Origin of the sequence: Caballeronia sp. LZ019 (assembly GCF_031450825.1) — a bacterium.
Taxonomy (GTDB): Bacteria; Pseudomonadota; Gammaproteobacteria; order Burkholderiales; family Burkholderiaceae; genus Caballeronia.
This window is the reverse complement of sequence record NZ_JARTVZ010000005.1, coordinates 2,222,863-2,248,417: the sequence shown is the minus strand read 5'-3', so window position 1 is coordinate 2,248,417 and position 25,555 is coordinate 2,222,863. Positions and strand designations below refer to the sequence as shown.

The 25,555-nt window shown below is 64.5% G+C and carries 21 protein-coding genes; 13 read left to right on the top strand and 8 right to left on the bottom strand.

Features of this window, described 5'->3' with window-relative positions:
• Both P9255_RS23980 and P9255_RS23975 read left to right on the top strand, forming a co-directional pair.
• Positions 1–3,336, top strand: a complete 3,336-nt coding sequence (locus P9255_RS23980; protein ID WP_309790528.1) for an efflux RND transporter permease subunit — start codon at positions 1–3, stop codon at positions 3,334–3,336.
• Positions 3,337–3,410: 74 nt separating this feature from the next.
• Complete coding sequence (locus P9255_RS23975; RefSeq protein WP_309765215.1) at positions 3,411–4,106, top strand: SDR family oxidoreductase; 696 nt, start codon at positions 3,411–3,413, stop codon at positions 4,104–4,106.
• 18 nt (positions 4,107–4,124) lie between these two features.
• On the opposite strand, the gene P9255_RS23970 is transcribed toward P9255_RS23975, so the two are convergent.
• From P9255_RS23970 to P9255_RS23960, 3 genes are read right to left on the bottom strand one after another with little or no spacing between them, the layout of a single operon-like run.
• Positions 4,125–5,099, bottom strand: coding sequence for a quinone oxidoreductase (locus tag P9255_RS23970; protein WP_309765216.1), 975 nt, complete (start codon positions 5,097–5,099; stop codon positions 4,125–4,127).
• Between the two features lie 31 nt (positions 5,100–5,130).
• Entirely contained in the window at positions 5,131–5,520 is a 390-nt protein-coding gene (locus tag P9255_RS23965) for a methylglyoxal synthase (protein ID WP_309765217.1), read from the bottom strand.
• Positions 5,521–5,522: 2 nt separating this feature from the next.
• Entirely contained in the window at positions 5,523–6,302 is a 780-nt protein-coding gene (locus P9255_RS23960) for an SDR family oxidoreductase (RefSeq protein ID WP_309765218.1), read from the bottom strand.
• Positions 6,303–6,598: 296 nt separating this feature from the next.
• Here P9255_RS23960 and upp point away from each other — a divergent pair, with 296 nt between their 5' ends.
• From upp to rng, 9 genes are all read left to right on the top strand, one after another.
• Positions 6,599–7,252, top strand: coding sequence for a uracil phosphoribosyltransferase (gene upp, locus P9255_RS23955; protein ID WP_309765219.1), 654 nt, complete (start codon positions 6,599–6,601; stop codon positions 7,250–7,252).
• Positions 7,253–7,575: 323 nt separating this feature from the next.
• Entirely contained in the window at positions 7,576–8,304 is a 729-nt protein-coding gene (locus tag P9255_RS23950) for a YebC/PmpR family DNA-binding transcriptional regulator (RefSeq protein WP_309765220.1), read from the top strand.
• 209 nt (positions 8,305–8,513) lie between these two features.
• Positions 8,514–9,803, top strand: coding sequence for a phosphoribosylamine--glycine ligase (purD, locus tag P9255_RS23945; protein WP_309765221.1), 1,290 nt, complete (start codon positions 8,514–8,516; stop codon positions 9,801–9,803).
• A 110-nt stretch (positions 9,804–9,913) separates the two neighbouring features.
• Positions 9,914–10,873 carry an oxygen-dependent coproporphyrinogen oxidase gene (hemF, locus tag P9255_RS23940; RefSeq protein ID WP_309790527.1) on the top strand — a complete coding sequence of 320 codons (960 nt, stop codon included), beginning with the start codon at positions 9,914–9,916 and terminating at the stop codon, positions 10,871–10,873.
• Complete coding sequence (locus tag P9255_RS23935) at positions 10,864–11,574, top strand: nicotinate-nucleotide adenylyltransferase (protein WP_309765223.1); 711 nt, start codon at positions 10,864–10,866, stop codon at positions 11,572–11,574. The genes hemF and P9255_RS23935 overlap by 10 nt, the downstream gene beginning before the upstream one ends.
• Positions 11,575–11,576: 2 nt before the next feature.
• Positions 11,577–12,035 (top strand): ribosome silencing factor, encoded by a 459-nt coding sequence (rsfS, locus tag P9255_RS23930; RefSeq protein WP_309765224.1) that lies wholly within the window; start codon positions 11,577–11,579, stop codon positions 12,033–12,035.
• Positions 12,036–12,046: 11 nt separating this feature from the next.
• The gene (rlmH, locus tag P9255_RS23925) at positions 12,047–12,517 is read left to right on the top strand and encodes a 23S rRNA (pseudouridine(1915)-N(3))-methyltransferase RlmH (protein WP_309765225.1); all 471 of its coding nucleotides are present in this window, start codon (positions 12,047–12,049) and stop codon (positions 12,515–12,517) included.
• Between the two features lie 64 nt (positions 12,518–12,581).
• Positions 12,582–13,196, top strand: coding sequence for a Maf family protein (locus tag P9255_RS23920; RefSeq protein WP_309765226.1), 615 nt, complete (start codon positions 12,582–12,584; stop codon positions 13,194–13,196).
• Between the two features lie 7 nt (positions 13,197–13,203).
• Entirely contained in the window at positions 13,204–14,673 is a 1,470-nt protein-coding gene (rng, locus tag P9255_RS23915) for a ribonuclease G (protein ID WP_309765227.1), read from the top strand.
• A 21-nt stretch (positions 14,674–14,694) separates the two neighbouring features.
• Here rng and P9255_RS23910 read toward each other — a convergent pair whose 3' ends face one another.
• The 4 genes from P9255_RS23910 to msbA all read right to left on the bottom strand — a co-directional run bounded on the left by P9255_RS23910 (position 14,695) and on the right by msbA (position 19,933).
• On the bottom strand, positions 14,695–15,984 hold the full coding sequence (locus tag P9255_RS23910) for an O-antigen ligase family protein (protein ID WP_309765228.1): 1,290 nt from the start codon (positions 15,982–15,984) through the stop codon (positions 14,695–14,697).
• A gap of 25 nt (positions 15,985–16,009) precedes the next feature.
• Positions 16,010–17,023: a glycosyltransferase family 4 protein gene (locus P9255_RS23905; protein ID WP_309765229.1), complete on the bottom strand. Its 1,014-nt coding sequence runs from the start codon at positions 17,021–17,023 to the stop codon at positions 16,010–16,012.
• A gap of 147 nt (positions 17,024–17,170) precedes the next feature.
• Positions 17,171–18,139 carry a lipopolysaccharide heptosyltransferase I gene (gene waaC, locus P9255_RS23900; protein WP_309765230.1) on the bottom strand — a complete coding sequence of 323 codons (969 nt, stop codon included), beginning with the start codon at positions 18,137–18,139 and terminating at the stop codon, positions 17,171–17,173.
• Positions 18,140–18,214: 75 nt separating this feature from the next.
• Positions 18,215–19,933, bottom strand: coding sequence for a lipid A export permease/ATP-binding protein MsbA (gene msbA, locus P9255_RS23895; protein ID WP_404980452.1), 1,719 nt, complete (start codon positions 19,931–19,933; stop codon positions 18,215–18,217).
• Positions 19,934–20,195: 262 nt separating this feature from the next.
• Here msbA and P9255_RS23890 point away from each other — a divergent pair, with 262 nt between their 5' ends.
• Positions 20,196–20,963: a glycosyltransferase family 2 protein gene (locus P9255_RS23890; RefSeq protein ID WP_309765232.1), complete on the top strand. Its 768-nt coding sequence runs from the start codon at positions 20,196–20,198 to the stop codon at positions 20,961–20,963.
• Here P9255_RS23890 and dnaE read toward each other — a convergent pair.
• Entirely contained in the window at positions 20,957–24,484 is a 3,528-nt protein-coding gene (dnaE, locus tag P9255_RS23885) for a DNA polymerase III subunit alpha (protein WP_309790526.1), read from the bottom strand. The two genes, P9255_RS23890 and dnaE, sit on opposite strands and share 7 nt — an antisense overlap.
• A gap of 215 nt (positions 24,485–24,699) precedes the next feature.
• Between dnaE and P9255_RS23880 the strand changes: the two genes are divergently transcribed.
• Positions 24,700–25,554: a sulfurtransferase gene (locus tag P9255_RS23880; protein WP_309765234.1), complete on the top strand. Its 855-nt coding sequence runs from the start codon at positions 24,700–24,702 to the stop codon at positions 25,552–25,554.
• Position 25,555: the final 1 nt, after the last annotated feature.

The following is a 25,555-nucleotide window of genomic DNA, read 5'->3' as shown; positions in this document are numbered from 1 at the left end:
ATGAACCTGTCGCGCCTCTTCATCGACCGGCCCGTCGCGACGACGCTGCTCGCCATCGGCATCGCGCTCGCCGGCATGTTCGCATTCGTGAAGCTGCCGGTCGCGCCCTTGCCGCAAGTTAACTTCCCGACCATCTCCGTGCAGGCGTCGCTGCCCGGCGCGAGCCCGGAGACGGTGGCGACGAGCGTCGCGAGTCCGCTCGAGCGGCATCTCGGCAGCATCGCCGATGTGAGCGAAATGACGTCGATGAGCTCCGTCGGCAGCACGCGCATCACGCTGCAATTCGGCCTCAACCGCGACATCGACGGCGCCGCGCGCGACGTGCAGGCCGCGATCAACGCGGCGCGCGCCGACCTGCCGACTTCCTTGCGCAGCAATCCGACGTACCACAAGGTCAATCCCGCGGATGCGCCGATTCTCGTGCTCGCGCTTTCATCGCCGACACGCACGGCAGGCTCCCTCTACGACTCCGCCGCGACCGTGCTGCAGCAGACGCTATCGACGGTGCCGGGCGTCGGCGAAGTGGACGTGAGCGGCTCGGCCAATCCGGCCGTGCGTGTGGAACTGGAGCCGGGCGCGCTGTTTCACTATGGCATCGGGCTGGAGGACGTGCGCGCGGCGCTCGCGTCGGCGAACGCGAACAGCCCCAAAGGCGCGATCGAGTTCAAGGGCACGCGCGTTCAGCTCTACACCAACGATCAGGCGAGCAAGGCGTCGCAGTACAAAGACCTCGTGGTGGCGTATCGCAACGGGTCGGCGGTCAGGCTGTCGGACGTGGGCGAAGTCGTCGATTCGGTCGAAGACCTGCGCAACCTCGGCCTCATCAACAACAAGCGCGCGGTGCTCGTCATTCTGTATCGCCAGCCGGGCGCGAACATCATCGAGACGATCGACCGCGTGAAGTCCATGCTGCCGCAGTTGCAGGCCGCCCTTCCCGCCGATGTCCAGATCACGCCCACGGCCGACCGTTCGACCACCATCCGCGCATCGCTGCACGACACCGAACTGACGCTCGTGATCGCGGTGGCGCTCGTCGTGATGGTCGTGTTCCTCTTCCTGCGCAACTGGCGCGCGACGCTGATACCGAGCGTCGCCGTGCCGATATCCATCATCGGCACCTTCGCAGCGATGTACCTGCTCGGCTTCTCGCTCGACAATCTCTCGCTGATGGCGCTGACCATCGCGACGGGCTTCGTGGTCGACGACGCCATCGTCGTGCTGGAAAACATCGCGCGTCACGTGGAGAACGGCGTGCCGCGCAGGCGGGCGGCGATCATCGGCGCGCGCGAAGTCGGCTTCACCGTGCTGTCGATCAGCGTGTCGCTCGTCGCGGTGTTCCTGCCGATTCTGCTGATGGGCGGCATCGTCGGCCGGCTGTTTCGCGAATTCGCGCTCACGCTGTCGCTGGCGATTGCCGTATCGCTCGTCGTGTCGCTGACGGTCACGCCGATGATGTGCTCGCGCCTCTTGCAGGAAGCGCATGAAAAGCGCGAGGAAGGACGGATCGCGCGCTGGCTCGAACGGCAATTCGACCGGCTGCAGCGCGGCTATGCGCGCACGCTCGGCTGGGCGCTCGGGCATCCGCTGCTCATTCTGGTCGTGCTGCTCCTGACCATCGCGCTGAACGTCTATCTGTATGTGATCGTGCCGAAGGGCTTCTTCCCGCAGCAGGACACGGGGCGCATCGTCGGCGGCATTCAGGCGGACCAGAGCACGTCGTTTCAGGCGATGAAGACGAAGTTCTCGGAAATGATGCGCATCGTGGAAGCGGACCCGGCCGTCGATAGCGTCGCCGGTTTCACGGGCGGCCGTTCCACGAATTCGGGCTTCATGTTCATCTCGCTCAAGCCGAAAAACGAGCGCAAGGTCTCGGCCGATCAGGTGATCAGCCGGCTGCGCAAGCCGCTCGCCGATGTCGCCGGCGCGCGCACCTTCCTGCAGGCGGTGCAGGACATTCGCGTGGGCGGGCGGCAGTCGAACGCGCAGTATCAGTTCACGCTGCTTTCCGACACCACGTCCGACCTCTATACGTGGGGACCGAAGCTGACCGAGGCGCTGCAGCATCGCCCCGAACTCACGGACGTCAACTCGGACCAGCAGCAAGGCGGCCTCGAAGCGATGGTCACGTTCGACCGCGCGACCGCCGCGCGCCTGAACATCAAGCCCGCGCAGATCGACAATACGCTCTACGACGCGTTCGGCCAGCGGCAGGTATCCACGATCTACAACGCGTTGTCGCAGTATCACGTGGTGATGGAAGTCGCGCCGAAGTACTGGCAAGACCCGGAAATGCTGAAGCAGATCTACATCAGCACGTCGGGCGGCACGGCGAGCGGCGCGGCCTCGACGAATTCGACAACGACCTCGAGCACGACGAGCACGGCGTCCAGTTCGGCAACCGGTTCGACCGGCGCGGGCGGGGCATCCACGAGCACGTCGGACACGACCGCCGCGCTCGCGCTCGAATCCGTGCGCAATTCGGCCACCAACGCAATTGCGGCGAGCGGCAAGTCGGGTTCGTCGTCGGGGGCGGCGGTATCGACATCGAAGGAAACGATGGTGCCGCTATCGGCCATCGCCAAGTTCGGGCCGGGGAACACGCCGCTGTCGGTGAATCACCAGAGCCAGTTCGTCGCGTCGACCATTTCGTTCAATCTTCCGCCGGGCAAGTCGCTGTCGGAGGCGACCGCCGCCATCTACGAGACGATGGCGCAGATCGGCGTGCCGCAGACCATCCACGGCAATTTCCAGGGCACCGCGCAGGCGTTCCAGCAATCGATGAACGACCAGCCGCTGCTCATTCTCGCGGCGCTCGCGGCGGTGTATATCGTCCTCGGCATTCTGTACGAGAGCTATATCCATCCGATCACCATTCTCTCGACGCTGCCGTCCGCGGGCGTCGGCGCGCTGCTCGCGCTGCTGCTCTTCAAGACGGAGTTCAGCATCATCGCGCTGATCGCGGTCATCTTGCTCATTGGCATCGTCAAGAAGAACGCGATCATGATGGTCAACTTCGCGATCGAGGCGACGCGCAACGGCGCGAAGACATCGCGCGATGCGATCGAGGAAGCGTGCCTCCTGCGCTTTCGCCCGATCATGATGACGACCGCCGCCGCGCTGCTCGGCGCGCTGCCGCTCGCGTTCGGCACCGGCGAAGGCTCGGAGATGCGCGCGCCGCTCGGCATTGCAATCGTCGGCGGGCTGATCGTCAGTCAGATGCTGACGCTCTATACGACGCCGGTCGTGTATCTGTACATGGACCGCATCCGGCTGCGCTCGGAAGCGCGGCGCGCGCGGCGCAAGGGCGGCGCGCAGGCGGCCGGAGCCGCCGAGTAGCAACGCGACGTGGCGCGCGCCCCGAAAATCGCGTACGTTGTTCAGGATGGCAAGCCGCAACGGAGCGACCACGAATGAAAGCGATGAAAGTTCTGCTGATCGGCGCGCACGGCCGCACGGGCCGTCCTGTCGCGCGGCGGCTGCATGAGCAGCGCATCCCTTTTTGCGCGCTGTTGCGCAAGTCGGCGCAAAAGAGCGAGTTCGCGGCGCTCGGCGCGCAGATCGTGCTGGGCGACCTGACCCACGACTTCTCCCACGCGCTGGACGACATCACTCACGTCATTTATGCCGCCGGATCGGCGGAAACGGAAGGCGTGCACGAGGAACGCGCGATCGATCGCGACGCTGTCATGCGCACCGCCGATTACGCGAAGCGCCGCCGCGTGCGGCAACTCATCGTGGTGAGCGCGTTGTCGGCGTTCGATCCCGACAGTAACCCGCTCTCGCTTCGCCACTATTCGCGCATGAAACGCGAAGCCGATGACTACGTCGCGCAGCGCGGCGTGCCCTATGTCATTTTGCGGCCCGGCCCGCTGTCGGATGCGCCGGCGCGCGGCGCAATTGCACTGGCCGGCGAGCGGACGCGCAGCATGCCCGCCGTATCGCGCGAAGATGTCGCCGAACTGGCGGTGCGATGCATGTTGCGTGGCGTGAAGAATCTGACGATCGGCTTCGTCGGCGGGAACGAGCCGCTCGATGACGCGCTCGATGCGCTCATCGCGCGAGACCCGCTGGCTCCGATGCTCGCGCGTCAGAACCAGCGCGTCTAGTTCGCGCGACGCACGTGCTCAAGGCAGCAGAACGGTCGACCCCGTCGTTCTGCGCGCTTCCAGGTCTTCGTGCGCGCGCGCCGCTTCCGCGATCGGATAACGCTGCCGCACATTCGTCTTGACCTTCCCCGACGACACGACATCGAACAATTCGGCCGCCATCGTGTCGAGGTCGCTGCGCTTCGCGATATAGCTGAAAAGCGTCGGGCGCGTGAAGTACAGGGAGCCGCGTCCCGCGAGTTCCGACGAATCGATCGGCGGCAGCGGCCCCGACGAATTGCCGAAGCTCACGAAGAGGCCGAGCGGCGCGAGGCAATCGAGCGACGCAATGTAGGTGTCCTTGCCGATCGAATCGTAGACGACCGGCACGCCCGCGCCGTTCGTGATCTCGCGCACGCGCTGAGTGAAGTTGTCGCGCGTATAGACGATCGGATGATCGCAGCCGTGCGCCTTCGCAATCTCCGCCTTCTCGTCCGAGCCGACCGTGCCGATCACCGTCGCGCCGAGCGCCTTCGCCCACTGGCACGCGAGCATGCCCACACCGCCCGCCGCCGCGTGGATGAGCACCGTGTCGCCCGCCTTGACCTGATACGTGCGGCGCAGCAGATACTGCGCGGTCAGACCCTGCAGCATGATCGATGCGGCATCCTCATAGCCGATCGCATCCGGCAGCTTCACGACGTAGTCGGCCGCCATGACACGCTCTTCGGCATAAGCACCCGGCGGACGCGACGCATACGCGACGCGATCGCCCGGCTTGAATTGCGTGACGCCCTCGCCCACCGCCGTCACTTCGCCCGCGCCTTCCATGCCGAGTCCGCCTGGCAGCGGCATCGGATAAAGGCCGGTGCGAAAATACACGTCGATGAAGTTGAGCCCCACCGCGTGATGCTTCACGCGGATTTCGCCCTTGCCCGGCTCGCCCACGTCCACATCGACCCACTTCATCACTTCCGGGCCGCCTGTCTTGTCGAATCGGATTGCCTTGGTCATCGCTCGATCGTCTCCGTGGTTTCGTGATGCTTCAGCGCGCCTGCAGAAGGCGTGCGCGCAGTTCGTCCAGAATCATGCGCGCCGTCGCGACGTTGGTCGCACACGGCACGTTCTGCACGTCGCAGGCGCGCACGAGCGCGTTGATGTCCGGCTCGTGCGGCTGCGGCGTCATCGGGTCGCGCAGGAAGATCACCACGTCAACGCGGCCCTCCGCCAGTTCTCCGCCGATCTGCAAGTCGCCGCCGTGCGGGCCGGACAGCTTGCGCTCGACCTCGAGCCCGTGCGCCGCCGCGATGCGCGCGCCCGTCGTTCCGGTCGCGACGAGCCGGCACTGCGCGAGCGTCTCGGCATACTGGCCCGCGAGCGCCACGATGTCGTCCTTTCTCATGTCGTGCGCGATCAGCGCGACGCGCGTGCTCATGCTCAGTACGTCCCCGGATAAGCGCCGCCATCGATCAGGACGTTCTGCCCGATGATGTAGCCCGCATGCACGCTGCACAGGAACGCGCACGTTCTGCCGAACTCGTCGGCGTGGCCGAAGCGCCCCGCCGGCAGCGCCTGCGCCCGCTGTGCGCGCGCCTCTTCGACGGTGATGTTCTGCGCCTTCGCCTGCGCCTCGAACGTGACGGCGACGCGGTCGGTGTCGAAGGTGCCCGGCAGCAGGTTGTTGATGGTGACGCCGGTGGACGCGACCTTGCGCGCCACGCCCGCGACGAAGCCGGTCAGCCCCGAGCGCGCGCCGTTCGAGAGACCGAGCACATCGATCGGCGCCTTCACCGACGAACTCGTGATGTTTACGATGCGCCCGAAACCGCGATCGATCATGCCGTCGATGGTCCGCCTGATCAGCTCGATCGGCGTCAGCATGTTTGCTTCGAGCGCCTTGATCCACATTTCATGCGTGAAGTTGCGGAAGTCGCCCGGCGGCGGGCCGCCCGCGTTGTTCACGAGGATGTCCGGCTGCGGGCAGGCGGCGAGCGCCGCGGCATGACCGGCGGGCGTGGTGATGTCGCACGCGACGGCCTGCACATCCACGCCGTACTTCGAACGGATGCTCTCGGCAGTGGCTTCGAGCGTTTCGGCCGTGCGCGCCGTGATCACCAGATTCACGCCCTCGGCGGCGAGCGCTTCCGCGCAGCCGCGCCCGAGTCCCTTGCTTGCTGCGCATACGAGCGCGGTGCGCCCCGCGATTCCCAGATCCATCGTCCATCCTCCATGTCGTCGTTGCGTGTTCGAATAATTGGCTCGAAGCGAAGCGCGATGCGAATCTGTTGCGCGCTTCGAAACGTCTCACGCGCATTCTAGAAGAATCGGGGCGGCAACGTCGGCGGTCGCGATGCACAGAGCCGCGGACAGCCAGCGGACGATTATTCCTAAACGATGCCGGCCTTTTCGGTAAACTGTCGCCACTGCCTTGTCCGGCGCTCGCTCCGTGCGCGCCGCGCTCATCGCCTGAGGCAGGACCATCACCCGAGCAGGACGCGCACCGCGCGAGACCCATGAAACAAGACAGCCGCTTCCCGAATCTCTTCATCCTCAATCACCCGCTGATCCAGCACAAGCTCACGCACATGCGCGACAAGGACACGTCGACGCGCACGTTCCGCGAACTGCTGCGGGAAATCACGCTGCTGATGGGCTATGAGATCACGCGCAACCTGCAACTGACGACGAAGCGCGTCGCCACCCCGCTCGTCGAAATCGACGCGCCGGTCATCGCCGGCAAGAAGCTCGCGATCGTGCCGGTGCTGCGCGCGGGCATCGGCATGTCGGACGGCCTGCTCGACCTGATTCCGTCGGCGCGCGTCGGGCATATCGGCGTGTATCGCGCGGACGATCATCGTCCGGTCGAGTATCTCGTGCGCCTGCCGCCCGATCTGGAAGAGCGCGTGTTCATCCTGTGCGATCCGATGGTCGCGACCGGTTACTCGGCCGTACACGCCGTCGACGTGATGAAGCGCCGCAACGTGCAGGACGAGAACATCATCTTCGTGGCGCTCGTGGCCGCGCCGGAGGGCGTGAAGGTGTTCCAGGACGCGCATCCGGACGTCAAGCTCTACGTGGCGTCGCTGGACTCGCATCTGAACGAGCATGCGTATATCATCCCCGGCCTCGGCGATGCCGGCGACCGCCTGTTCGGCACGCGCAACTGACGCGCTTTCGCGCTTCGCTGCTCCGCCCGCGCCGCCGCACGCCCGTGCGGCGGTTTCGTTTTCATCGTCCGTTCGGCCAGGCGGGTGCTGCCGCCGCTTGGGGCCATGATAAAATTTCGGTCTGTTCCTAATCGGTCGATCGGGCGCTGCGTCCCCGGTGGCGCGTGCGAAAGACGCTTCAAGCGAAACGCGCTTGACCGACGGAATCCAGCTTGCCGCTCGACCACGCAACCACGCGCGAACCCAGGCGGCGCGGACATTTTCAGCACGCATCACAGCACATTTGGCGCTCGGTTTCTCGCCGCGCGCGACGGAGAAAGGTAATGGCGGGTCATTCGAAATGGGCCAACATCAAGCATAAGAAGGCCGCGGCCGACGCGAAGAAAGGCAAGGTCTGGACGCGCCTCATCAAGGAAATCCAGGTCGCGGCGCGCATGGGTGGCGGCGACATCGATTCGAACCCGCGCCTGCGGCTCGCCGTCGACAAGGCCTACGACGCCAACATGCCGAAGGACAACGTCAACCGCGCGATCCAGCGCGGCGTCGGCGGCGTCGATGGTGCGAACTACGAAGAAATCCGCTACGAGGGCTATGGCATCGGCGGCGCGGCGATCATCGTCGACACCATGACGGACAACCGCACCCGCACCGTCGCGGAAGTGCGCCACGCGTTCTCGAAGTTCGGCGGCAACATGGGCACGGACGGCTCGGTGTCGTTCATGTTCGATCACGTCGGCCAGTTCCTGTTCGCGCCCGGCACGTCCGAAGACACGCTCATGGACGCGGCGCTCGAAGCCGGCGCGGACGACGTCGTGACGAACGAGGACGGCAGCATCGAAGTGATCTGCCCGGCGAACGACTTCCAGAAGGTGAAGGACGCGCTCGAAGCCGCGGGCTTCAAGGCCGAACTCGCCGAAGTGACGATGAAACCGCAGACGGAAGTCGAATTCAGCGGCGACGACGCGGTGAAGATGCAAAAGCTGCTCGACGCGCTGGAAAATCTCGACGACGTGCAGGAAGTCTATACAAACGCCGCGATCAACGACGCGTGACGTCGGGCTGCGGCCGTTGCGGCGATTGCGGCGATTGCGGCGATTGTGGGAACGCGTTTCGCTTGAGTTCGACGGTTGGGAAGGCGCGTGACGCAGCCGATGTCCGCGCGAGCCGCCTTCGTTTTGCCGTGTCTTAGCCAGCGCTCGCGCTCGATGCGCGCCGTCCGGTGCGCCGCCACTGCTTTAACACCAGTTTTTCGGGGATTCAAATGAAGTTACTCGTCGTCGGTTCCGGCGGTCGCGAACATGCGCTGGCATGGAAGCTCGCGCAGTCGCCGCGCGTGCAGATCGTCTATGTGGCGCCCGGCAACGGCGGCACCGCGCAAGACGAGCGCCTGCGCAACATCGACATCACCGATCCGGCGGCGCTCGCCGATTTCGTCGAGAACGAGCACGTGTCGCTGACGGTCGTCGGACCGGAAGCGCCGCTCGCGGCGGGCATCGTTAATCTGTTCCGCTCGCGCGGTCTCAGGATTTTCGGGCCGACGAAAGAAGCCGCGCAGCTGGAAAGCTCGAAGGACTTCGCCAAGGCGTTCATGAAACGCCACAACATCCCGACCGCCGAATACGAAACGTTCACCGACGCGGCCGCCGCGCACGCCTACATCGACGCGAAAGGCACGCCGATCGTCGTGAAGGCGGACGGTCTCGCCGCCGGCAAGGGCGTCGTCGTCGCGATGAACGCGGAGGAAGCCCACGCCGCCGTCGATTCCATGCTCGCCGACAACCAGTTCGGCGATGCCGGCGCGCGCGTCGTGATCGAGGAATTCCTGACCGGCGAGGAAGCGAGCTTCATCGTGATGGTGGACGGCAAGCATGTGCTGCCGCTCGCCTCCAGCCAGGATCACAAGCGCCTGCTCGACGGCGACCGCGGCCCGAACACGGGCGGCATGGGCGCGTATTCGCCCGCGCCGATCGTCACGCCGCAACTGCACGCCCGCGTGATGCGCGAAATCATCCTGCCGACGGTGCGCGGCATGGAGAACGAAGGCATCCGCTATACCGGTTTTCTGTACGCCGGCCTGATGATCGACGCGAACGGCAATCCGAAGACGCTCGAATTCAACTGCCGCATGGGCGACCCCGAAACGCAGCCGATCATGGCGCGTCTCAAGGGCGATTTCTCGAAGGTCGTGGAAATGGCCATCGACGGCAAGCTCGACGGCGCCGAACTCGACTGGGATCGCCGCACGGCGCTGGGCGTGGTTCTCGCCGCGTACAACTATCCGGAAACGCCGCGCAAGGGCGACCGGATCAACGGCATTCCGGCCGAAACCGACAATTCGGTGACCTTTCACGCGGGCACGACGCTCGCTGACGGCAAGTTGACGACGTCCGGCGGACGCGTGCTGTGCGTCGTGGGCCTGGCGGATTCCGTGCGCGGCGCGCAATCCGTGGTCTACGATACAGTCAACCAGATCTCGTTCGATGGCATGCAGTATCGCCGCGACATCGGCTATCGCGCGGTCAACCGCAAGCAGGCCGACCGTCACGGCTGACACGCGAACGCAGCGCCACGCGACACCGTGCTGCCGGACCTCGTGTCCGGCAGTCTGTTTCAAGCGCATCTCTTACCTGAGCGCCACCGGCTGGCGCAGTGCATCGATCGATGAGTGAACCGAACCGCAGCGCGGACAATCAGGCACGACTGGACGCATCGCCCGACATCGTGGCTGTGCGCGACTACCTGACGAGCCTTCAGGCTTCCATTGCCGATGCGCTCGGCGCGTTCGACGGCACGCCCTTCGCCACCGACGCCTGGACTCGCGAGCCCGGTGCGCATCTGCGCGGCGGCGGCGTGACGCGCATTCTCGAAGGCGGCGGATTTTTCGAGCGCGGCGGCATCGGTTTCTCGGACGTTCAGGGCGACGCGCTCCCGCCGTCCGCGAGCGCGGCGCGTCCGCAGCTTGGCGGGCGCGGCTTCGAGGCGATGGGGGTATCGCTCGTGCTGCATCCGCGCAATCCGCACTGCCCGACCGTGCACATGAACGTGCGGATGCTGATCGCGCTCAAGGACGGTGAAACACCCGTTTTCTGGTTCGGCGGCGGGATGGATCTCACGCCCGTTTATGGGTACGAGGAAGACGCGGTGCATTTTCACCGCGTGTGCCGCGATGCCCTGAGTCCGTTCGGCGCGGACCTGTACCCGCGTTTCAAGACCTGGTGCGACGAGTATTTTTATTTGAAGCACCGAAACGAACCGCGCGGCATCGGCGGAATCTTCTTCGATGACTTCTCCGAGCCGGGTTTCGGGCGTTCGTTCGCGATGCTGCAAAGCGTCGGCGATGCGTTTCTGAAGGCGTATATGCCGATCATCGAACGCCGGCGTGATACGCCCTGGACCGAGCGCGAACGCGAATTTCAGGCGTACCGGCGAGGCCGCTACGTCGAATTCAATCTCGTTTTCGACCGCGGCACGCATTTCGGGCTGCAAAGCGGCGGACGCACGGAGTCCATTCTCATGTCGATGCCGCCCGTCGCCAACTGGCGCTACGACTGGCAACCGGAACCCGGCACGCCGGAAGCGCGGCTTTACCGCGACTTCCTGGTGCGCAGGGAATGGCTGTGACCGGGCCTTCCAGTTACGCCGGCGCGAACGCTCTCTGCGCGAAGCGCATCGGCTTGCTCGGCGGCACTTTCGATCCCATCCACGCAGGCCATCTCGCACTCGCCCGGCGCTTCGCCGGCTTGCTGCAGCTGACGGAACTGGTGCTGCTGCCGGCGGGCCAGCCGTGGCAGAAGGAAGGCGTGTCGGCGCCGCGTCATCGGCTGGCCATGACGCGTGCGGCGGCGGCATCGCTCGATCTCAACGGCGTGACGATCACCGTCGCCACCGATGAAATCGAGCGCGAAGGCGCCACGTACACGGTCGATACGCTCGCCCACTGGCGCGAGCGCGAAGGCGGAGCGGCCTCGATGGCGCTTCTGATCGGCGCCGATCAGCTCGTCAAGCTCGATTCGTGGCACGACTGGAAGCGCCTCTTCGATTTCGCGCACGTGTGCGTCGAAACGCGGCCCGGCTTCGATACCGGCACATTGCCGCCTGCCGTCGCGGCCGAAGTGGCCGAGCGCCGGGCGCCAGCCGACGTGCTGCAGAGAACCACGCACGGTCATGTGCTGATCGACGAGACGCTGCTTCTGGATGTATCCGCAACGGCGATTCGCCACGCAGCGAGCACGACGGCAGGCGCGGGCGCCCATGACGCGCGCGCCCAGGTCCCATCGGCCGTATGGGACTATATTGTTCAACATCACCTGTATCAACGGTAACTATGGAACTTCAAAAGCTTCAACGCGCGATCATCGACGGTCTCGAAGACGTCAAGGCGCAAGACATCAAGGTGTTCAACACGAGCCATCTGACGTCGCTGTTCGACCGCGTGGTCGTGGCGAGCGGGACGTCGAACCGGCAGACCAAGGCGCTCGCCAACAGCGTGCGCGAGAAGGTCCGGTCAGCGGGTGGCGACATCATCAGCACGGAAGGCGAAGACATCGGCGAATGGGTGCTGGTCGATTGCGGCGACGCGGTCGTGCACATCCTTCAGCCGGCGCTGCGCCAGTACTACAACCTCGAGGAAGTCTGGGGCGACAAGCCCGTGCGCGTGAAGCTGCAGAAGCCGAGCATGTTCGGCGGCGCGCGCGTCACCGCGGACGAAGACGAGGATGAAGACGAAGACGACGCGCCGGCAGTCAAACGCCCCGCACGCAAGACTGCGCGCAAGCAGGCGTAAATCGCGTCTTCATGAAGCTGGTCATCCTTGCCGTCGGACACAAGATGCCCGACTGGATCACGAATGGCTTCGAGGAATACGCGAAGCGCATGCCGCCCGAGTTGCGCATCGAGCTGAAGGAGATCAAGCCCGAGCAACGATCGTCGGGGCGCAACGCAGAGAGCGTGATGGCTGCGGAGAAGCAGCGTATCGAAGCCGCCTTGCCGAAGAACGCGCGCGTCGTCGCACTCGATGAACGCGGCCGCGACTGGACCACGATGCAACTGGCGGGCGCCCTGCCGGGCTGGCAGCAGGACGGGCGCGATGTCGCCTTCGTGATCGGCGGCGCGGATGGGCTCGCGCCCGAAGTGAAGGCCCGCGCCGAAATCATGCTGCGCGTGTCGAGTTTGACGCTGCCGCACGGCATGGTGCGCGTGCTGCTCGCCGAGCAGCTTTACCGGGCGTGGAGCATCACGCAGAATCATCCTTATCACCGCGCGTGAGTCTTTCTCATCGTTCGCCCTGGTTGGACGTCGAAAGCCGCGCGCTTCGAACTTCAACTATCCGATGTCCGCTCATCCCTACGTTTATCTCGCCTCACAAAGTCCGCGTCGACAGGAGTTGCTCAGGCAACTCGGCGTGCGCTATGAACTGCTGCTGCCGCGCGCCGACGAAGACGCCGAAGCGCTCGAAGCCGAACTGCCCGGCGAATCCGCCGATGCGTATGTCATGCGCGTATGTGCGCTCAAGGCACATGCCGCGCGTGATCGCCTGCTCGCGGGCAGTCACGCCGTCGCACCGATCCTCGTCGCCGATACGACCGTGACCATCGACGGTCATATTCTCGGCAAGCCCCTGCACGAAGAAGACGCTATCGCGATGCTCAAACGCCTCGCCGGGCGCGAGCACGAAGTGCTGACCGCCATCGCCGTCGTGGATGCGCAAGGCGCGCTGCTCGAGCCGGTGTTGTCGCGTTCGGCCGTGCGCTTCGCGCCTGTGGACCGTGCTGCGCTGCAACGCTATGCGGCCACGGGCGAGCCGCTCGGCAAGGCCGGCGCGTATGGCATACAGGGCCGCGCTGCGGAGTTCATCGAGCGAATCGACGGGTCCTATTCGGGTATCATGGGTCTGCCCCTTTTCGAAACGGCAGCACTCTTGCGCGTGGCGCGCGTCGAATTCTAAACAGGCCATGAACGAAGAAATCCTGATCAACGTCACACCGCAGGAAACCCGCGTCGCACTGGTTCAGCAAGGCGCTGTTCAGGAGCTTCATGTCGAGCGTACGCTGTCGCGCGGACGCGTCGGCAATGTGTATCTCGGCAAGGTCGTGCGTGTGCTGCCGGGCATGCAATCGGCGTTCATCGATATCGGCCTGGAGCGCGCGGCGTTTCTTCATGTCGCCGATATCTGGCATCCGCGCATTGCGGGGGAGCCGCATGGATCGGGCGCGCATGTGCCGATCGAGAAGATCGTGTTCGAAGGACAGGCGCTGATGGTGCAGGTCGTGAAGGACCCGATCGGCACCAAGGGCGCGCGGCTTTCGACGCAAGTGAGCATTGCGGGACGCACCCTGGTGTATCTGCCGCAGGAGCCGCATATCGGCATCTCGCAGAAGATCGAAAGCGAAGCGGATCGCGAGGCGGTGCGTGCGCGGCTGACCGCCGTGCTGCCGGCCGACGAGAAAGGCGGCTATATCGTGCGTACGATTGCGGAAGACGCGACGAGCGAGGAGCTTGCCGCCGATGTCGCGTACTTGCGCAAGACGTGGGCGACCATCGTGACGCAGGCGCAGCGCGTGCCGCCGACGACGCTGCTCTATCAGGATTTGAATCTCGCGCAACGCGTGCTGCGCGATTTCGTCAACGACGAGACCACGCGCATCCAGGTGGATTCACGCGAGACGTATCAGATGCTCGCGGATTTCGCGGCGGAGTTCACGCCGGCGGTGGCGTCGCGGCTGCATCACTACACTGGCGAGCGGCCGCTTTTCGATTTGTACAACATCGAGGCGGAGATATTGCGGGCGCTGTCGCGGCGCGTCGATCTCAAGTCGGGCGGCTATCTGATGATCGACCAGACCGAAGCGATGACGACCATCGACGTGAACACCGGCGGCTACGTCGGCGCGCGCAATTTCGACGATACGATCTTCAAGACCAACCTCGAAGCGGCGCATACGATCGCGCGGCAACTGCGGTTGAGGAATCTCGGCGGGATCATCATCATCGATTTCATCGACATGGAGAATGTCGAGCATCGCGATCAGGTTCTGGGGGAGCTGAAGAAGGCGTTGTCGCGGGATCGGACGCGCGTGACCGTCAATGGCTTTTCACAGCTCGGGCTCGTGGAGATGACGCGCAAGCGCACGCGGGAATCGCTTGCGCATGTGTTGTGCGAGCCGTGTCCGACTTGTCAGGGCAAGGGGCAAGTGAAGACGCCGCGGACCGTTTGCTACGACGTGCTGCGCGAGATCATGCGCGAATCGCGGCAGTTCAATCCGCGCGAATTTCGCGTGGTGGCTTCGCAGCAGGTCATCGATCTTTTTCTCGAAGAAGAGTCTCAGCATCTGGCGATGCTGATGGACTTCATCGGGAAGCCGGTTTCGCTGCAGGTGGAGTCGAATTTGAGTCAGGAGCAGTATGACATTGTGTTGATGTGAGGGAGGCCTCGCATCGCCCGTCTACACTGCCCGGCTGTGCCCGCCTGACTTCGGCGCGGCGCTGATCAGTATCCCGATCAGGAACACGAACAGGTTGCCCTCGGTGAAATTCAGCAGCAACGAGTTCGCGAGACAGCCCAGCGCGAACGCAAAGAGATAGCCCTGCGCGATGCCCCGCGCAGGCTCGGCGAGGCGCTGACACGCTTTTCCCACGGCGACCAGGAACCAGACAAAGAGCGCAACGCCGATGAGCCCGAGTTGCACGCCCATCAGGAAGAACTCGTTGTGCGGATTGCCCGCCATCGCCGCGCGCCCGCCCGTCTGCGTGCTCGCGAGCCGCTCGAACTGCGTGCGCACGCTCCCGACGCCGAAACCGGCGATCGGCCGCTCCGCCATCAGCGCGATGCTGCGCCGGTAGAACTCGATACGCACGCCCATCGACGTGTTCTTGTTCTGCGTTTCGAACTGGGTGATTTCCTGGGCGGTATCGGCGAGGCGCGAATCCTTCCCGTACATGACGAATGCTCCGACGCACATGCATACGATGATCGCGCCGACGGCCGCGATCCAGCGGGCGCGCTGGTCGTACCGGCGAAACTGTGCCGCGTGCATGACGAGATAGATGGCGATGTACGCAATCGCGACCACCTGCCCCGTGCGTCCCTGCAGCACGAACAGCACGTTGACCATTGCCAGCACTGCGACCACATAGAGCGCCCTGCTCGCGCCCGCGTGTTTCGCCGCCTTCGCGAGCGATGACGCGAGGCAGACGAGGAACGCCATCATCAGGCCGCCGGAAATGTGATCCTTGAAGACCCACGGCCTCGTCACCGCGTCGGTGCCATGCACCGGTCCCACGGCGGTCCAGCCGAAATAGTTCGTGTAGGTCAGGACCATCGTCAACACGAGCGACGCGAAAAGCCCCCACACGGCAAGGCTTGCCCATGCGGCGGATTCATCGTCGGAAAAGACCAGAAAAAGCAGCGGTATGAAGAGCAGCTTTCGATACTTCATCAGAAAGTCGACCGCCTCGTTCATTCCCGGCGACGTGTACGCGAGACTCAATGCGAGCGCCAGGAACAATACGAGCGCCGCCAGCGCCGCCGGCGACCGCAGGCGCAGCGTACGCGCACGCCGCCATACTTCGGGCGATATCAGCGCCAGGATGGCGAACACGGCAGAGCCGAGATTCACGCCGGCCGTCGAAATCGGCACAAGACAAAGCGTCAGGATGGCGAACCATCTTGCCAGCAGCAATTGATAGGACTCGGTACCCGACCGGCCCAGCTTTTTGATCTGTGTGACTTGCATTATGTGTTTCCGCTGCCCCGTTGCTTCATTGCGCGCCACGCAGATAGAAATCGGCACGGCTTCGCAGCGCGTCGTCCGAATAGATCGACTCGACCGTGCGGCGGGCTCGCTCTCCGATCGATTCGCGCAGCGCCCGATCCTTCAGCAACGTGCTGACGAGACCGCGCGCCTCCTTCGTCGTATCGAACAGGAAGCCGTTCTCGCCATGGCGAATCCATTCGGCGTAGCCGCCGCGCCGGTGACAAACGACCGGCAGGCCGCACGCCATCGCTTCGAGCACGACCCGTCCGAATGTCTCCACGTGCGCGCCCGTCCGATAATAAAAGACATCGAGGCTCTGGAGGAAAGTCACGGCGGGCATCGCGCCTTCGGGCAGCATCTGAACGAGCGGAGAATCGGCGAGCGCGCCCTCGGCGGCATCGCGCAGAGCGGTCGCGCCTTGCAGGCGTATCGCGGCGCCCTCGTCGGCCCATGCCTGATAGAGCGCGATGTCTTCGAGATCGTGCTTGTCGAGCGTATCGCGGCTCAGGCGTCCGATGACCGGGCGTGCGTCGTCCCGATGCCGTTGCGCGGCGGGCGAGAACTGCACGATATCGATGGGAGAGGGCTGCACTTCCCCGTCGACGCCCAGCAGTCTCCTTTGAAACTCCGAAATGAACACGTATTCGGTGCGCGGCCAGCGCAGCATCGGAGGATGCGTCGAGGTTAGCGAGAGGATCTTCGGATGGAACGTGTTGTACACGTAGATCAGACGCTGCGGCGCGCGGCACAGATACGGCCACAGCTTGTTGCGCCAGTGCGAGCCGATGAACACGTACGTCCCGCCGTTCGGACGATGCCCCGCCCCGAGCCCGATCCGCCGAATGCCGTGGCGACGCGCAAGGTCGGGCGAACAACGCGACGACGGCGACCACAGCGTGAGATCGCTGCGATCGCGTAACAGACGGGCGAGATGCAGGGCTTCCTGCTCGCTGCCGCCGTTCTCATTCATGAAACCGTTGATGAGGTGAATGGTCGGCTCGGGCACTGCGTTAGGCATTTGGCTTAGTGACCAATGGAGAGAGTCTTGTCGCGACGCATGCCGTCACCGATGCGAAGCGGATGCGACACGCCGATAAACCGCCTCGGTCGCGCAACTCGACGACCCGGCGCCTTACCACTGCGTAGAAATCCGTAACCAGTATCTTCAAAAACGCTCAATTACGGAACCAATGGCCGCAAGGGCCTGTTCGACGGACGGCGGATTGTCTTTATCGCCGATCGAGACGCACAAGCCGGGAATATCTACACCGAAGTGCGGCCGCGACGTCGCGCTGAAAATCATCACCGTCGGACGCCGCAATTCGCTCGCGAGATGCACGAGACCCGTGTCCGTTCCGACGACCAGCGCGGCCAGCGCGATATGCTGAGCCATCGCTTCGAGCGTCAGACGGGGCAGCACGCGCGCGCCCGCCACGCTCTGCGCGATCGCTTCGGCGTCGCGCCGCTCGGCGTCGGAGCCCCACGGAAGGAGCGGCGTCACGCCCCGCGCGACGAGCGCCTGCGCGACCGCAATCCACCTGTCGAGCGGCCACTTCTTCTCCGCCTTCGACGTCGCGTGAAAGAGCAACGCGTACGGCATGTCCTTCGTCACTGGAAGCGGCGCGGCGGGCTTCGGAATTGCGAATACGCTGGGCGGGGCCGCTTCGATCGCATAACCGAGCGTGTCGGCCAGTGTCTGGCGCATGCCTCGCCATGCGTTCGCGTCATGGCGAGGCGCGAACCGGTGCGTGTACGCGAACGCCGCGCCACGCTCGCCGAGGTTCACGTTCGAGTAACCGAACCGGCGCTTCGAGCGGGCCAGAAACGAGATGATCGCGCTCTTGTACACGCCGTGCAGGTCGAACACGGCGTCGTAACGCTCGCGCCGCAAATCGGCAATCGACGCCCAGATGGCCTTCAGATCCTGCAGGTTCCGCGCCTTCTTGAAGCGACGCAGCGGCGCGCACAACACCCGGGCGACGCCCGCATTCCAGCGCGGTATGTCGGCGAAATTCTCGTCGGTCGCCCAGTCGACCTTCAGCCCCGGAAACGCGCGATGCAGATCACCGACCACCGCCTGTGCCTGGATCACATCGCCCAACGAACTGACCTTCACTATCAGAACCCGCTTCATTCTGCGATCGCTTGCATGTTGGAAACTGCTCGTTCGACAAAGGCGAGTTGTGGAATGGAACGCAGCAGAACGGCTTCACGCCGCCTGTTGCTGATACTGGATGCGATGCAGATGCGCGTACAGACCACCGAGCCGCAGCAGCTCCGCATGACTGCCCTGCTCCGCGATCCTGCCCGCTTCCAGCACGAGAATGCGGTCGGCGCGCTCGATCGTCGACAGCCGGTGCGCGATCACGAGCGTCGTGCGGCCTTTCATCAGCGTTTCCAGTGCGGACTGCACGTGCCGCTCCGACTCTGAATCGAGCGCGGACGTCGCTTCGTCGAGAATCAGAATCGGCGCGTCCTTGTAGATGGCGCGCGCAATGGCCAGCCGTTGCCGCTGTCCACCCGACAGCCGCATACCGTTGCCGCCGATTAGCGTGTCCATGCCGTCGGGCAGCGACGCGATCACGTCCGCCAGATTCGCTGCAGCCAGCGCGGCGAGCACCCGGTCGCGGTCCGGAACGGTGCCGTATGCGACGTTCGCGGCGATCGTGTCGTTGAAAAGGACGACGTCCTGACTGACCATCGCAATCTGCGCGCGCAGATCGTGCAGCGCGTATTCGGTGATGGGTACGCCGTCGACGAGCACCTGGCCGCCCGCCGGATCGAAGAAGCGCGGCAGCAGGTTGACGAGCGTGGTTTTGCCGCTCCCCGACGGTCCCGCCAGCGCGACCATTTCACCGGGCGCGACCTTGAACGAGACGTCGTCGAGCGTGGCGCGGTCCTGCGTGCCGTAATTAAACGACACGTGCCGGAATTCGATGCTGCCCTCGGCGCGCGCAAGCGGCCGCCCGCCGCCCGCAGGCTCCGGCGGTTCATCGATGAGCCCGAAGATCAGCTCGGCCGCCGTCACGCCGCGCTGAAGCGGCTGGTTCACGTCGATCAGATGTTTCAGCGGCGAAATGACGAGCAGCATCGACGTGACGAACGCGACGAAGCCGCCGACCGTGGTCTGGTCGCTCGCCGATTGCAACACCGCGATGGTAATGACGATGGCGAGCGCAATGGAAGCGAGGAACTGCGTGAGCGGCTGTGCGAGACCGCCGGACACCTGCATGCGCATCGCGTAGCCGCGCAAGCGCCCGCTCATTTCCGAGAAGCGCCCCATCTCGTACGGTTCGCCGTTGTGCACCTTCACGACCTTATAACCGCCCACCGTCTCTTCGACGATATACGACAGCTCGTTCGTCAGCATCTGATGTTCGCGATTCAGCCGACGCAAGCGCCGGTTGATCTTCGACACGAGCCAGCCGATGGCGGGCAAAATCACCGCGACGATCAGCGTGAGACGCCAGTTCAGGATGAATAGATAGCCAAGCAGGAAGACGACAGTGAGCGAATCCCGCACGAGCGTCACCACGACGCCGGACAACACCTGAAGGATCTGATTGACTTCGAAGACGATCGCGTTGATGACCGTGCTTGCCGTCTCGCGCTGGAAGAAGCCCGCGCTCGTGTGGATCATGCGATCGAACATCTGCAGACGCAACTGCAGCAGAATCTTGTTCGACACATACGAAAGGAAGTAGCCGGAAGCATACTGCGCGGCGCCGCGTACCAGCGCGAGGCCGATCACCGCAACCGGCACGACCCACCGCGCCTTGTCGCTGCCCTTGGTGCCGAAGCCGTGATCGAGCAAGGGCTTCAGCAGCATCGGGATGCCGGCCTCGCTCGCGGCGACGAAGCCCATCGCGAGAAGACCGAGGAGCACGAAGCCCATGAGCGGCCGCAGATACGGCCAGAGCCGCCGCATGACGGCGGTGGACGATGAATTCTCGCCCTCGCCGATGGTCTTCCTAAGTGTCTGCTTCTCGCTCAAATGATCCTCTGCCGTTGCGTTGTCCCGGCTCGCGAATGCGTCAGCCGGACGAAGAACCGCGCCGGGCGACATAAGCCCCGCGCCACAACAATCCGCCATTGTAAACCGTCGGCCACCCGCGACTCATCAAGCCTCGAAGCGTAAATCGCAACCGATGGTCTTAAAATACGCGCCACGGTCAACTCCGCTTCACCTCATGACGCACGCAAGCCTCGGCATCGCCATCATCACGCACAACGCGGCCGCACGGCTCGCGCAATGCCTCGACTCGGTTTCCTTCGCCGACGACATCGTCGTGATCGACGGCGGCAGCACCGATGCGACGGTGGACATCGCGAAGGCACACGGCGCGCGCGTGCTGGTCCGGCGCGAATGGCCGGGTTTCGGGCCGCAGAAGAACCGCGCACTCGACGCGCTCTCTACAGACTGGGTGCTTTCGATCGACGCAGATGAAATCGTGACGCCGGAACTGGCGACGGCCATCCGGGCCGCGATGGCGAATCCCCGCGCCGACGTGTATGCGGTCGATCGCCTGTCGAGCTTCTGCGGCCAGTGGATCAGGCATAGCGGCTGGTACCCCGACTGGATTCCGCGCCTCTTCAGACGCGGTTGCGCGCGCTTCTCGGATGATCTCGTGCACGAGCGCCTCGTCGTGCAGAGCGGCACGCCCGCCGCGCGGCTCGAAGGCAAGCTGATGCACTACTCTTATGAAGACTTCGAAACGGTCTTGCGCAAGCTCAACGCGTACTCGACGGCCGGGGCGCTGCAGCGCCATGCCGCCGGCAAGCGGGGAAGCCTCGGCACGGCGATCACGCGAGGACTCTGGGCCTTCCTGAGGACCTACGTGCTGCGGCGCGGTTTCCTCGACGGGCGATCGGGCTTCATGATCGCCGTCTTCAACGCTCAGACCGTGTATTACCGCTTCCTCAAGCTCGCGCACCTGAACGAAGCGGCCGATCAATAAACAATCTCGATCTCACTCCCCGCGAACTCCCCGCGCAACGCGGTAATCAGTTCGTCGGTGGGTTTCACGCGCCATGCATCCCCGAGCCGCACTTCGCCTTCCGCGTGCTCACTGCGATACACGATGCTCACATTGAGCCCGTTCGGAATCGGCGCCGGCTGACGCGCGCGCCCGTTCTCGCGCGACGGCGCCGCAACGGGAGCCGCAGGCGCCTCCGCCCCCGCCGTATGCGCTTCCAGCACGCGCTTCAGACGCAGCGCATCGGCGTTGCCGTTCATCTCGACTTTCACCGACTGCGCGTACCGGCTGCGCGCGCGTTCGAGGTCCATCGCCGTATCGACGGTAAAGCGAATGCCGCCCGTGAACGCATCGTTGCGCGCCTGCCCCTGCACCACGAGCAACTCATCTTCCTTGAACAGCGCCTTGTTCGCTTCGAACTGCTCGTTGAACACGGTCACTTCGCACTGGCCGGTGCCGTCGTCGAGATTGACGATCAGCATCTTCCCGCGCTGGGTCATCTGCGTGCGCAACGACGAAATTACGCCCGCCACGAGTTTGTCGCGCCCTTCCTTCAGCTCGCCGATCTTCTGCCGCACGAAGCGCCGCACTTCGCTCTTGTAGGCATCGAAAAGATGGCCTGACAGGTAGAAGCCGAGCGCCGTCTTCTCTTCCTGCAGACGCTTCTTGTCCGACCACGCGGGTTCATCGACGTATTCGTGCTTCGCGAGCGGCGCGTCGCCCATGTCGAACAGGCCGGCCTGCATTGCATTGGCGGCGGCTTGCTCCGCGGCTTCCATCGCCATCGGCACCGAGGCGAGCAGTTGCGCGCGATTCGCGTGGACGGTGTCGAACGCGCCGGCGCGAATCAGGGCCTCCACCGTGCGACGATTCACGACGCGACGGTCGATGCGCTCGCAGAAATCGAACAAATCGACGAACGGGCCGTCCTCGCGCGCGCGCAGAATTTCCTCGATCGCGTTCTGACCGCTGCCCTTCACCGCGCCGAGACCGTAGCGGATGGTCCTCGAACGCTTGCCGTCGGCTTCCGCGACCGGCTCGAAGCGGTACGCCGAACGGTTGATGTCCGGCGGCAGCACGCTCATGCCGTTCGTGATGCAATCCTCGAAGAGGATCTTCACCTTGTCGGTGTCGTCCATGGCGAGCGACATGTTGGCCGCCATGAATTCCGCCGGATGATGCGCCTTGAGCCACGCCGTGTAGTACGCGAGCAGCGCATACGCCGCCGCGTGCGACTTGTTGAAGCCGTAGCCCGCGAACTTCTCCATCAGGTCGAAGATTTCGTCGGACTTCTCGCGCGACAGGCCGTTCTTCGCCGCACCCTCGGCAAACAGCTCGCGATGCTGCGCCATCTCTTCCGGCTTCTTCTTGCCCATCGCGCGACGCAGCAGGTCCGCGCCGCCGAGCGAGTACCCGCCGATGATCTGCGCCATCTGCATCACCTGCTCCTGGTAGACCATGATGCCGTAGGTCTCTTTCAGAACAGGTTCGACGCGCGGGTCCGGATACTCGACGATCTCGCGCCCGTGCTTGCGCGCGCAGAAGCTCGGTATCAGGTCCATCGGACCGGGACGATACAGCGCCACCAGCGCGATGATGTCCTCGAAGCGGTCCGGCTGCGCGTCCTTCAGCATGCCCTGCATGCCGCGGCTTTCCAGCTGGAACACAGCGACGGTGTTCGCTTTCTTCAGGATCGTGAACGAAGCGGGATCGTCCAGCGGCACCTGCGCGAGGCTCCAGTCCTTCTTCGACGGGTCGAGCCGGCGAATATAACGCTCCGCCCAATCCAGAATGGTGAGCGTGGTGAGGCCGAGAAAGTCGAACTTGACGAGGCCGACGGCTTCCACATCGTCCTTGTCGTACTGGCTGACGACGCCGCCGTCCTCGCCCTGCGTATAGAGCGGGCAAAAATCCGTGAGCTTGCCGGGCGCGATCAGCACGCCGCCTGCGTGCATGCCGACGTTACGCGTCAGCCCTTCCACGCGCTGCGCCAGTTCCAGCAACTGATGCACTTCGTCTTCGGAATCGAAGCGCTCCTGCAGCGTCGGCTCTTCCTTCATCGCATCCGCGATGGTGACGTGCTTGCCCGGCTTGAACGGAATCAGCTTGGCGACGCCGTCGGTGAACATGTAGCCGAGGTCGAGCACGCGGCCGATGTCGCGCACCGCCGCCTTTGCCGCCATCGTGCCGAAGGTCGCGATCTGCGAGACGGCGTCCGCGCCGTACTTTCCCTTCACGTACTGGATGACGCGGTCGCGGCCTTCCTGACAAAAGTCGATGTCGAAGTCGGGCATCGACACGCGCTCCGGGTTCAGGAACCGCTCGAACAGCAGGTTATAGCGCAGCGGGTCCAGATCCGTGATGCCGAGCGCGTAGGCCACGAGCGAACCCGCGCCCGAGCCGCGGCCCGGTCCAACGGGCACGCCATTGTTCTTCGCCCACATGATGAAGTCGGCCACGATCAGGAAGTAGCCCGGAAAGCCCATCTTGATGATCGTGCCGCACTCGAAATCGAGCCGCTGGTAGTACGTCTCGCGCTGCGCTTCGCGCTCGGCTTCATCGGGATAAAGCTGCGCGAGCCGCACCTCGAGCCCTTCCTTCGACAACTGCACGAGGTAGTCGTCGAGCGACATGCCATCGGGCGTCGGGAAAAGCGGCAGCTTCGGCTTGCCGAGCTCGAGCGTGAGATTGCAGCGCTTCGCGATTTCGACGGTGTTCGCCAGCGCCGACGGAATATCCGCGAACAGCGCGCACATCTCGTCCTGCGTGCGGAAATACTGGTCCGTCGTAAAGCGCTTCTGACGGCGCGGATTCGCGAGGATATCGCCTTCGGAGATACAGACGCGCGCTTCGTGCGCGGTGTAGTCGTCCGGGGTCATGAACTGCAGCGGATGCGTCGCGACCACGGGCAAGCGGAGCTTCGCCGCCAAGGCGACGGCTTCCTGAATATAGGGCTGTTCGCCCGGCTGGCCGGCGCGCTGCAATTCGATGTAAAACGCGTTCGGAAACAGTTTCGCCCAGCGTTCGGCGTGTCGCTCCGCGCTCGCCTCGTTGCCCGCCGCGAGCGCCAGGCCGATGTCGCCGCCCTGCGCGCCCGAAAGCGCGAGCAGACCTTCGGCGAGCCCTTCTTCGAGCCATTCGAACATCACTTCCGCGCGCCCGCGATACTGATTCGTCAGCCAGGCGCGGCTCAGCAATTCGCACAAATTCAGATAGCCGGTCTTGTCGCGCACGAGCAAGAGCAGGCGCGAAGGCTTGTCGCGATCGGCGGGATTCGTGATCCAGACATCGCAGCCGGCAATCGGCTTGATGCCCTTGCCGCGCGCTTCCTTGTAGAAGCGCACGAGACCGAAAGCGTTGGCGAGATCGGTGAGCGCGAGCGCACCCTGGCCGTCCTTCGACGCGGCCTTGACGACGTCGTCCAGCCGCACGATGCCGTCGGCAATCGAGAATTCGGAGTGGACGCGGAGATGAACGAAGCGGGGATCTGACATGGCCGACATTGTACATCCGGGCTATCGCGAAAACCCTCGCGCAAGCCACGTTAGCCGAACGGACGAGGGAGCCGGCGCGGTCGAAATTGCGCATGCTCAAGGCTTCGTGCGAAGCGGCGCACGGCGCGCCGAAGCGACCGCGCGGTTTGCGGGATAATACGGCTTTTGCGCGGCTCTGCACTGCCGCGTCTGTCTCGTTTTCACGCGTTTCGTCGTCTTTCATCATGAACATTCTGAATCTCTCCGCCTACAAATTCGTCAGCATCGAGGACGGCGCCGCGTGGCGGCCGCTCGTCACCGAGCGCTGCAACGCGCTCGGTCTGAAGGGCACCATCCTGCTGGCGCCGGAGGGCATCAACCTGTTCATTTCAGGGCCGATCGCGCAGGTGCGCGAGTTCATCGACTACATCCGGACGGATGCGCTCTTCGGCGGCCGCTTCGCCGATCTGCAGTTCAAGGAGAGCCTGTCGGACACGCAGCCGTTCCGGCGCATGCTGGTCAGGCTCAAGCGCGAAATCATCACGATGAAGAAGCCCGCGATCAAGCCCGAACTCGGCCGCGCGCCCGCCGTCGATGCGCCCACGCTCAAGGCGTGGCTCGACCGCGGCCACGACGACGCGGGCCGCCCGGTCGTCATGCTCGACACGCGCAATGCGTTCGAAGTCGATGTCGGCACCTTCGACAACGCGCTCGACTACCGCATCAGCAAGTTCAGCGAATTCCCCGAAGTGATCGAGCAGAATCGGGCCGACCTGGAAGGCAAGACGGTCGTCTCCTTCTGCACCGGCGGAATTCGCTGCGAAAAGGCTGCGATACACATGAAGGAAGTGGGCATCGAGCACGTGTATCAGCTCGAAGGCGGCATTCTGAAATACTTCGAGGAAGTGGGCGGCGCGCATTACAACGGCGACTGCTTCGTGTTCGATTACCGCACGGCGCTCAACCCGAAACTCGAACCGACGGAGACGGCGCAATGTTTCGCGTGCCGCGCGGTCGTGAGCGCGGAAGACCAGCAATCGCCGTTTTACAAGCCGGGCGAAGCCTGCCCGGCGTGCCATCCCGAAGCGAAGGCGGCTTAAG

Excerpts from the sequence above, each read along its gene's own strand:
- P9255_RS23980 (WP_309790528.1), top strand. The coding sequence starts at position 1 with ATGAACCTGTCGCGCCTCTTCATCGACCGGCCCGTCGCGACGACGCTG.
- P9255_RS23975 (WP_309765215.1), top strand. The coding sequence starts at position 3,411 with ATGAAAGCGATGAAAGTTCTGCTGATCGGCGCGCACGGCCGCACGGGC.
- P9255_RS23970 (WP_309765216.1), bottom strand. The coding sequence starts at position 5,099 with ATGACCAAGGCAATCCGATTCGACAAGACAGGCGGCCCGGAAGTGATG.
- P9255_RS23965 (WP_309765217.1), bottom strand. The coding sequence starts at position 5,520 with ATGAGCACGCGCGTCGCGCTGATCGCGCACGACATGAGAAAGGACGAC.
- P9255_RS23960 (WP_309765218.1), bottom strand. The coding sequence starts at position 6,302 with ATGGATCTGGGAATCGCGGGGCGCACCGCGCTCGTATGCGCAGCAAGC.
- upp (WP_309765219.1), top strand. The coding sequence starts at position 6,599 with ATGAAACAAGACAGCCGCTTCCCGAATCTCTTCATCCTCAATCACCCG.
- P9255_RS23950 (WP_309765220.1), top strand. The coding sequence starts at position 7,576 with ATGGCGGGTCATTCGAAATGGGCCAACATCAAGCATAAGAAGGCCGCG.
- purD (WP_309765221.1), top strand. The coding sequence starts at position 8,514 with ATGAAGTTACTCGTCGTCGGTTCCGGCGGTCGCGAACATGCGCTGGCA.
- hemF (WP_309790527.1), top strand. The coding sequence starts at position 9,914 with ATGAGTGAACCGAACCGCAGCGCGGACAATCAGGCACGACTGGACGCA.
- P9255_RS23935 (WP_309765223.1), top strand. The coding sequence starts at position 10,864 with ATGGCTGTGACCGGGCCTTCCAGTTACGCCGGCGCGAACGCTCTCTGC.
- rsfS (WP_309765224.1), top strand. The coding sequence starts at position 11,577 with ATGGAACTTCAAAAGCTTCAACGCGCGATCATCGACGGTCTCGAAGAC.
- rlmH (WP_309765225.1), top strand. The coding sequence starts at position 12,047 with ATGAAGCTGGTCATCCTTGCCGTCGGACACAAGATGCCCGACTGGATC.
- P9255_RS23920 (WP_309765226.1), top strand. The coding sequence starts at position 12,582 with ATGTCCGCTCATCCCTACGTTTATCTCGCCTCACAAAGTCCGCGTCGA.
- rng (WP_309765227.1), top strand. The coding sequence starts at position 13,204 with ATGAACGAAGAAATCCTGATCAACGTCACACCGCAGGAAACCCGCGTC.
- P9255_RS23910 (WP_309765228.1), bottom strand. The coding sequence starts at position 15,984 with ATGCAAGTCACACAGATCAAAAAGCTGGGCCGGTCGGGTACCGAGTCC.
- P9255_RS23905 (WP_309765229.1), bottom strand. The coding sequence starts at position 17,023 with ATGCCTAACGCAGTGCCCGAGCCGACCATTCACCTCATCAACGGTTTC.
- waaC (WP_309765230.1), bottom strand. The coding sequence starts at position 18,139 with ATGAAGCGGGTTCTGATAGTGAAGGTCAGTTCGTTGGGCGATGTGATC.
- msbA (WP_404980452.1), bottom strand. The coding sequence starts at position 19,933 with ATGCGGCGGCTCTGGCCGTATCTGCGGCCGCTCATGGGCTTCGTGCTC.
- P9255_RS23890 (WP_309765232.1), top strand. The coding sequence starts at position 20,196 with ATGACGCACGCAAGCCTCGGCATCGCCATCATCACGCACAACGCGGCC.
- dnaE (WP_309790526.1), bottom strand. The coding sequence starts at position 24,484 with ATGTCGGCCATGTCAGATCCCCGCTTCGTTCATCTCCGCGTCCACTCC.
- P9255_RS23880 (WP_309765234.1), top strand. The coding sequence starts at position 24,700 with ATGAACATTCTGAATCTCTCCGCCTACAAATTCGTCAGCATCGAGGAC.